A 7829-nucleotide genomic window follows, 5' to 3' on the forward strand; every position below is an offset into this window, starting at 1 on the left:
TGCCTCATTAAAACGTTAAAAGTGGGGTACCAGGTTCGCTTTCTGGATGTTGCTTAAAGCGAACACTTCATCTTTTCCTTCCACCGTCACCGTGATCATTTCGCCGTCAACCGTTTTAATGATTCCCTGCCATTTGCGACGGTTTTGCACCGCAATGCGCAAAACCACGCTGACTTCTTCACCGATGAACTGCGTATAGTGCGCGCCGGCGAATAACGGACGATCGAGACCCGGCGATGACACCTCGAGGCTGTACGCCACTTGGATCGGATCCTCGACGTCAAGCACCGCGCTGACCTGGTGGCTGACATCAGCACAATCATCGACGGTGATCCCATTGTCACTATCAATATAGATGCGTAACGTTGACTGCCGGCCCCGGATAAATTCTATCCCGACCAGCTCATAGCCCAAGGCTTCCACCGGTGCGGCGATCATCTCAGTCAATTTTTGTTCTAATGTGGACAAGCCCACCCCCAAGACATAAAAAAAGGGCTAAAAAGCCCAGTATTTCTGTAGTTTAATAACAAAAAACCCCGAAAATTCGGGGCTTTTTGCGACTGGGACCCTGTAAGCCGCCGAGCGACCTTACAACATTCCATAGAATCTTTTTTCAAACGCCGCTGCGAGATAAACAGTATAACCTACTGGGCAGTATATTTGAAAAAGAACTCTAAGGGAAAGTGGTTGCGGGGGCCGGATTTGAACCGACGACCTTCGGGTTATGAGCCCGACGAGCTACCAGGCTGCTCCACCCCGCGTCTGAAAACGTTGCGAATATTACGCCGATAACCGGAAAAAAGCAAGTTATCATTACATAACAAACGGTAACGTTGAGCAAAAGATCCCGCCAATCATTTGGTTTTACAGCGTTTTTAACGATTGCCGTTTTTTTTACCTTGATAAGGGCCAGGCTGGCAATCCACCGCTGTCGCAACGTCTGATCAATCCGCATGCGGCTGACGTTACCGATTAGGGAGGCAGAGTATTTCACAACACCGCCCGCCGGGCAAGCCTTCTTTCAGCGGAACGAGGCCCGCGGCGCTTGAGGGCGTTTGCCCGCGTGCGGAAAGCGCGCTGGGCGTGCCTTCCTTGCGGCGTTGCCGACGCAGGATTTTTGCGGACAATCACCCTCAGGCCTCAGCGGGAAGGTCATTGCTTTTCAAATATCTGGCGCAGCGTCTTGACGCGGTTGCCGGCGCCAAGAACCGTGGCGCCCGCGTCTTGCGTGCGCGGCTCAACCACGCCGGTGGTAACGGCCGCGGTATTGGCGGCGGGCGCGTCGTCCGTCATTACCTTGCCTGGGGCAATCGCCGGCTTGGCATTCAGCCAGGGGGGACGGGGTTTAATCTCGGGCCTGTCTGGAGTGTTTCGTGCCGGGGTGGGCGGCGTGGCAACCCTGTTATCCTGACCGTCGGCGGCCGGCCGGCTTTTCGGCGCAGGCGCCGGATAGGGGAATAGCGGCATGTAGGTTTGAGTGGCGGAATCAAATTTCACCAGACTATCAATTGCCGCCTGGTTGTCATTTGTAATCAATGCCTTGCTAACCGACGGCTTGTTCAGCTGGGCGGCGACGATATGCGCGGTGCGCATTTTCACGACGTTGAGTTCATCGTTAATCGTCATGATTGCGCATAATTCAGCCAGGCTGCCGAAGGTTAAACCCGGATGCCGCAAAACCTTCAGCGCCAGCGCGCCGCGAAACTCGCCATTGTGGCTGTCACGGCCATCGATGGTCAGCTTGGCGAGGGGAATCGCGCTGCCGGGGATGTGCCCGGGCTGTTTGAAGATAATGCTATTACCGTTAAAATCCAGATTGGCCGACGAAAAAAGGGAACTATTGGCGTTGTTAATCAAAAAATCTTTAATTTCTTTGACATTGTGTTGCATGGAATCATCGCCATTGAGCAAGGAGCTGATAACATTTATCGGCCGTACGGTCCTGTCGTCCGGGTTGGTGAGCATATCCCTGACGGTAGCATTAACATCACGGTCCAGAGCGGGGTGGACTTTCTTCCCGCCGATGGCTGATTTAGCCAGCAGGCGCTTCATGCCATATGCAATCTTGCCGGGTAGGCGTTTGATAGTCGCGCGCATCGTCAGCAATGAATTTTTTGCCCCGGACAATTTTGCCTGAAACACAGGACTGAAACCGTTTTTCAGCGGCGGCGTGGCGGGATCGGTCCCGGTGGTTTTCGTTTGTTCCGCAGGATGCGACTGCACGTCTTCCACCCTGTGTGCTGGAGACGGTGGCCCTAACGATAAGAATATTGATAACATTTTATTTCCCGCGTTGTCATAAAATTGCCGGATGCTTTTGGCGGCAACACGCCTGGCGCAGTACACCGGCCCGGTTTAAAGCAGCCCACACAAAATCATTTCACTGCTAATCTCTCATAGGCCGCAGCGGCAAAATTGTATAAATCGCTTATGGTCAAACGAAAACCGGGAAAGGGGAATAAAAAGGGGGACGTTCGCTCGGGAAAAGCCTGGTGATAGGTATAATCAGAAACGATAAGACCCATTGACGCGCGGATAGGGCGCGGTTTGAATAGCAAAAAGACGCCGATAAGCGTCTTTTAAATATATTTGGTACCGAGGACGGGACTTGAACCCGTAAGCCCAATCGGGCACTACCACCTCAAGGTAGCGTGTCTACCAATTCCACCACCTCGGCACTGATTTCTTCACATCCACTGCAATTCGCAACCCGTTTTTTCACCCGGCGGGTTACCGGTTATTTTCATGCACTGCGTTACACCGGCTACCGAGCTGCAACACACCGGTGTAATTCAATCTTGACCGCCGCTTCGGGTATCAACCCATTACTGCGGAATATCGTTATTCGGTTTCGCCGGCGCTTCTACAGGCGCTTTCTGCGCTTGCGGTGCCTGGTTCAGGTTATCCCACTCGCTGCCTTTCTGGCTGTGGCTGCCGCTAAGGTTGCCAAGCACCAGGCTGAGGATAAAAAACAGCGTCGCCAGCACGGCCGTCACACGGGTCATGAAGTTACCGGAACCACTCGAACCGAACAGGGTCGCGGATGCGCCTGCGCCGAAAGAGGCCCCCATATCAGCACCTTTACCTTGCTGCAGCATAATCAGCGCAACCAGCCCGACAGCGATCAACAGGAATATGACCAACAGAGCTTCGTACATAATCTTTCAGTATCCTTGCGGGTTACACCGCGCGTTAGGCTATGACCCCAATCCGGTGAAGACATTCTCCGACTGGAGCGGGTGTGAATACTAACTAAAGCGCCGGTGGCGCGCAAGGGTAAATTGCGCTTGACGAACCGATTGCGGAAAAAAACGTCATTCACCACCGGGGAGCGGGTTTCACTCCCCCCGCGCGGCTATCAGGCCGGTACGCGTCCCGGCTAATGCACCGGTTTGGTACCGGCTATTGTCTTGCCTAATCCGCCGCTTTCACCGCATCGGCGATAAGATGCGCCAGCCGGTTGACCTGGTCGGCATCCTCGCCCTCCACCATCACCCGGATCAGGGGTTCGGTGCCGGATTTACGCAACAGCACCCGGCCCCGCCCGGCCAGGGCGGTTTCCACATCGCTCTGCGCCTGTTTTACCGCCGCCGATTCCAGCGGGTCTCCGATGCCGGTAAAACGCACATTAACCAGGATTTGCGGCAGCAGTCGCATGCCGCTGCACAGATCGTGCAGGGTCATATGATTGCCCACCATGGCGGAGAGCACCTGAAGGCCGGCGATAATGCCATCGCCGGTGGTGGTTTTATCCAGCAGGATAACGTGGCCGGAATTTTCCGCGCCGATGCGCCAGCCCTTCTCCTGCATTTTTTCCAGCACGTAGCGGTCGCCCACCTTGGCGCGCACAAACGGGATGCCCAGCTGTCGCAGCGCCAGCTCCAGTCCCATATTGCTCATCAGGGTGCCCACCACGCCGCCGCTCAGCTGCCCCTGGCGCAGTTTTTCGCGGGCGATGATGTAGAGGATCTGATCGCCATCCACCTTATTGCCCAGATGATCGATCATGATCACCCGATCGCCGTCGCCGTCATAAGCGATGCCGAGATCGGCCTGGTCTTCCAGCACGCGCCGCTGCAACAGGCGCACGTCGGTGGCGCCGCACTCCTGGTTGATATTCATGCCGTCCGGCTGGCAGCCTATGGCCACCACCTGCGCCCCCAGCTCGCGCAGTACGCTGGGGGCGATATGGTATGTGGCGCCGTTGGCGCAATCCACCACGATTTTTAATCCCTTCAGGCTGCTGTTGCTGGGAAATGTCCCTTTGCAGAATTCAATATAGCGCCCCGCCGCGTCGACAATACGGCTCGCCTTGCCAAGCTCCGCGCTTTCCACGCAGGTCAGGTTTTTTTCAAGCTCGGCCTCGATAGCCTCCTCCACCGAATCCGGCAGTTTGGTGCCGTCGATGGAGAAAAATTTGATGCCGTTGTCGTAATAGGGATTATGGGAGGCGGAAATGACAATGCCCGCTTCCGCGCGGAAGGTGCGGGTCAGATAGGCGATGGCCGGGGTCGGCATCGGCCCGGTAAAGGCGGCGGACAGCCCCGCCGCGGCCAGCCCCGCCTCCAGGGCCGACTCCAGCATATAACCCGAAATGCGCGTGTCCTTGCCGATAATGATTTTACGCGATCCGTGGCGCGCCAATACCTTGCCCGCCGCCCATCCCAGCTTCAGCACAAAATCAGGGGTAATGGGGCTTTCGCCGACCTTGCCGCGAATGCCGTCGGTGCCGAAGTATTTATGGTTACTCATACAAATAGTGATTCCTTCGCTAAAAGAGTCGCATTGACGATCTGCATCGCCTCGACGGTTGCCTGGACATCGTGGACCCGGATTATCCGCGCGCCCTGCAGGGCGGCAATCACGGCGCAGGCCACGCTGCCGATCGCGCGCTGATCCGCGGGCGCCTGGGTGAGTTGTCCTATCATGGACTTGCGCGACATGCCCACCAGCAGCGGCAGGCCGAAATGATGAAAATCCCCCAGCCGGGACAGCAGGCGATAATTATGCGCTAAATTCTTGCCGAAACCGAAACCCGGATCGAGTAATAGCCTGTTTTTACTGATTCCCGCCGCTTCGCAGCCGGCGATGCGCCCGGCGAAAAACCGGTCTACCTCCGCCAGCACATCGTCATAATGCGGCGCCTGCTGCATGGACCGCGGCTCGCCCTGCATATGCATCAGGCAAACCGGGAGCCCGCTGTCGCGAGCCGCCTCAAGCGCGCCGGGTTCGCCCAGGGCGCGGATATCGTTAATCAAATGGGCGCCGGCCGCCGCGCTTTCGCGCATCACCAGGGCGCGCGAGGTATCCACCGAGATAACCACATCCAGGCGCTGGGCCAGCGCACTGACCACCGGCAGCACGCGGTCGGCCTCTTCCTGCTCGCTGACCGTGGCCGCGCCGGGGCGGGTGGACTCCCCGCCGATATCAATCATGGTGGCCCCTTCGGCTATCATCTCGCTGGCATGGGCCAACGCCGCGTCGAGCCGGTCATATTTGCCGCCGTCGGAAAAGGAATCCGGCGTGACGTTAAGGATGCCCATGACCTGCGGGGAATCAAGACTGAGGATGCGCTGGTTAAGCTCAAGCTGCATAGGGTCATACTCCATTGAATATACCACAAATTAATCGGCATCCGGGCCTCGATGTCATCAGTTAGGCAAGCAAGTGATGCCCGCGCCCGGAGCAAGGCCGAGGGCGTATCTTAACATCGCGGTGCGCAATAGGACACCATCGGGGGCTTGCGCGCCGGGTGTGGATGGCGTACCGGTCCGCCACCGCGCAACAATAAAAAAAAACCCCGGCGCATGCGCCGGGGCTGGTGTGGTGACAGTGCGATAACAACGCCTGTTGAACGTTTAGTTATTCCCGAACTGTTCCGACATGGTGTTGCCGGTCGGAGTGTTGGGTTCATCCACCGGCGTCGGCGCTTTGGGCGTGCCGCCGTTGTCGGATGAATGGTTGCTCGGCGAATCATCCCAACCCGCGGGCGGACGCACGGTTTTACGACCCATCAAATCATCAATCTGCGGGGCGTCGATGGTTTCGTATTTCATCAGGGCATCTTTCATTGAATGCAGGATGTCCATATTTTCCATCAACAGGGTGCGTGCGCGGGCATAGTTCCGCTCTACCAGGGATTTGACCTCCTGGTCGATAATGCGCGCCGTCTCATCGGACATGTGCTTGGCTTTCGCCACCGAACGGCCAAGGAACACTTCGCCTTCTTCCTCGGCATAAAGCAGCGGCCCGAGCTTATCGGAGAAGCCCCACTGGGTCACCATGTTGCGCGCGATGGACGTTGCCACCTTGATATCATTGGACGCGCCGGTGGAGACCTTTTGCACGCCGTAAATGATTTCCTCGGCAAGACGACCGCCGTACAGCGTGGAGATCTGGCTTTCCAGCTTCTGGCGGCTGGCGCTGATGGCATCGCCTTCCGGCAGGAAGAACGTCACGCCCAGCGCGCGGCCGCGCGGGATAATCGTCACTTTATGCACCGGATCGTGCTCGGGCACCAGGCGGCCGATAATGGCGTGGCCCGCCTCGTGGTAGGCGGTGGATTCCTTTTGCGCCTCGGTCATCACCATGGAGCGGCGTTCCGCGCCCATCATGATTTTATCCTTGGCCTTTTCAAATTCCACCATCGAGACCACACGCTTGCTGCCGCGCGCGGCAAACAGCGCGGCCTCATTGACCAGGTTGGCCAAATCGGCGCCCGAGAAACCGGGGGTGCCGCGGGCGATCACCGACGGGTCCATATCGGTGGACAACGGCACCCGGCGCATATGAACCTTCAGGATCTGCTCGCGGCCGCGCACGTCCGGCAGGCCGACCACCACCTGGCGGTCAAAACGGCCGGGACGCAGCAGCGCCGGATCCAGCACGTCGGGACGGTTGGTGGCGGCGATAACGATGATGCCTTCATTACCTTCGAAGCCGTCCATTTCCACCAGCATCTGGTTCAGGGTCTGTTCGCGTTCGTCATGACCGCCGCCCAGGCCCGCGCCGCGCTGACGGCCCACGGCATCGATTTCATCGATAAAGATGATACAGGGCGCGGCTTTCTTGGCCTGTTCAAACATGTCGCGCACGCGCGACGCGCCGACGCCGACGAACATTTCCACGAAATCCGAACCGGAAATGGTAAAGAACGGCACTTTGGCTTCACCGGCAATGGCTTTGGCCAGCAGGGTTTTACCGGTTCCGGGCGGCCCGACCATCAGCACGCCTTTGGGGATTTTACCGCCGAGCTTCTGGAAGCGGCTCGGTTCGCGCAGGTAATCGACCAGTTCGCTGACTTCTTCTTTCGCCTCGTCGCAGCCCGCAACGTCGGCAAAAGTGGTTTTGATCTGATCTTCAGTCAGCATACGGGCCTTGCTCTTGCCAAAGGACATCGCCCCCTTGCCGCCGCCGCCCTGCATTTGCCGCATAAAAAAGATCCAGACGCCTATCAGCAGCAGCATCGGGAACCAGGAAATAAAGATCGAGGCCAGCAGGCTTGGTTCTTCCGGCGGCTCACCGACTACTTTCACGTTTCGGGTCAGCAGGGTATCCAATAATCTGGGATCGTTCACCGGGATAAACGTGGTATATCGGTTACTGTCTTTCTTGGTAACGTTGATTTCACGTCCGTTAATACGTGCTTCCCGAATCTGATCCTGATTCACTTCAGACATAAAGGTAGAATAATCCACCTTACGGCTATTGGACTCGCTGGGCCCGAAGCTCTGAAATACAGACATCAGCACTACTGCGATGACCAACCAGAGAATCAGGTTTTTCGCCATGTCACTCAAGGGATTAACCTCATATTACAACGGTGTTAA

At 57.2% G+C, this 7829-nt stretch carries 6 protein-coding genes and 2 tRNA genes; all 8 read right to left on the reverse strand.

Annotated features, from left to right (window positions below; translation table 11 throughout):
- Positions 1 to 15: 15 nt before the first annotated feature.
- On the reverse strand, positions 16 to 468 hold the full coding sequence (rimP, locus tag VGC33_RS02100) for a ribosome maturation factor RimP (protein ID WP_331118543.1): 453 nt from the start codon (positions 466 to 468) through the stop codon (positions 16 to 18).
- Positions 469 to 684: 216 nt separating this feature from the next.
- Positions 685 to 761 (reverse strand) — tRNA-Met (locus VGC33_RS02105).
- A 391-nt stretch (positions 762 to 1152) separates the two neighbouring features.
- A complete protein-coding gene (locus tag VGC33_RS02110) occupies positions 1153 to 2223 on the reverse strand; it encodes a hypothetical protein (protein ID WP_331118545.1) in 1071 nt (356 codons plus the stop codon).
- A 367-nt stretch (positions 2224 to 2590) separates the two neighbouring features.
- Positions 2591 to 2677, reverse strand: a tRNA-Leu gene (locus VGC33_RS02115).
- Positions 2678 to 2825: 148 nt separating this feature from the next.
- A complete protein-coding gene (gene secG / locus VGC33_RS02120; RefSeq protein WP_331118546.1) occupies positions 2826 to 3158 on the reverse strand; it encodes a preprotein translocase subunit SecG in 333 nt (110 codons plus the stop codon).
- Positions 3159 to 3414: 256 nt separating this feature from the next.
- Complete coding sequence (gene glmM / locus VGC33_RS02125; RefSeq protein WP_331118548.1) at positions 3415 to 4752, reverse strand: phosphoglucosamine mutase; 1338 nt, start codon at positions 4750 to 4752, stop codon at positions 3415 to 3417.
- The gene (folP, locus tag VGC33_RS02130; RefSeq protein WP_331118552.1) at positions 4749 to 5594 is read right to left on the reverse strand and encodes a dihydropteroate synthase; all 846 of its coding nucleotides are present in this window, start codon (positions 5592 to 5594) and stop codon (positions 4749 to 4751) included. The genes glmM and folP overlap by 4 nt, the downstream gene beginning before the upstream one ends.
- 264 nt (positions 5595 to 5858) lie before the next feature.
- The gene (gene ftsH, locus VGC33_RS02135; protein WP_331118550.1) at positions 5859 to 7790 is read right to left on the reverse strand and encodes an ATP-dependent zinc metalloprotease FtsH; all 1932 of its coding nucleotides are present in this window, start codon (positions 7788 to 7790) and stop codon (positions 5859 to 5861) included.
- Positions 7791 to 7829: the final 39 nt, after the last annotated feature.

Source organism: Acerihabitans sp. (assembly GCF_036398755.1).
In the GTDB taxonomy this organism is placed as follows: domain Bacteria; phylum Pseudomonadota; class Gammaproteobacteria; order Enterobacterales; family Enterobacteriaceae; genus Acerihabitans.

Coding starts and splice junctions, on each gene's coding strand:
- folP (WP_331118552.1), bottom strand. CDS start 5,594: ATGCAGCTTGAGCTTAACCAGCGCATCCTCAGTCTTGATTCCCCGCAG.
- ftsH (WP_331118550.1), bottom strand. CDS start 7,790: ATGGCGAAAAACCTGATTCTCTGGTTGGTCATCGCAGTAGTGCTGATG.
- glmM (WP_331118548.1), bottom strand. CDS start 4,752: ATGAGTAACCATAAATACTTCGGCACCGACGGCATTCGCGGCAAGGTC.
- secG (WP_331118546.1), bottom strand. CDS start 3,158: ATGTACGAAGCTCTGTTGGTCATATTCCTGTTGATCGCTGTCGGGCTG.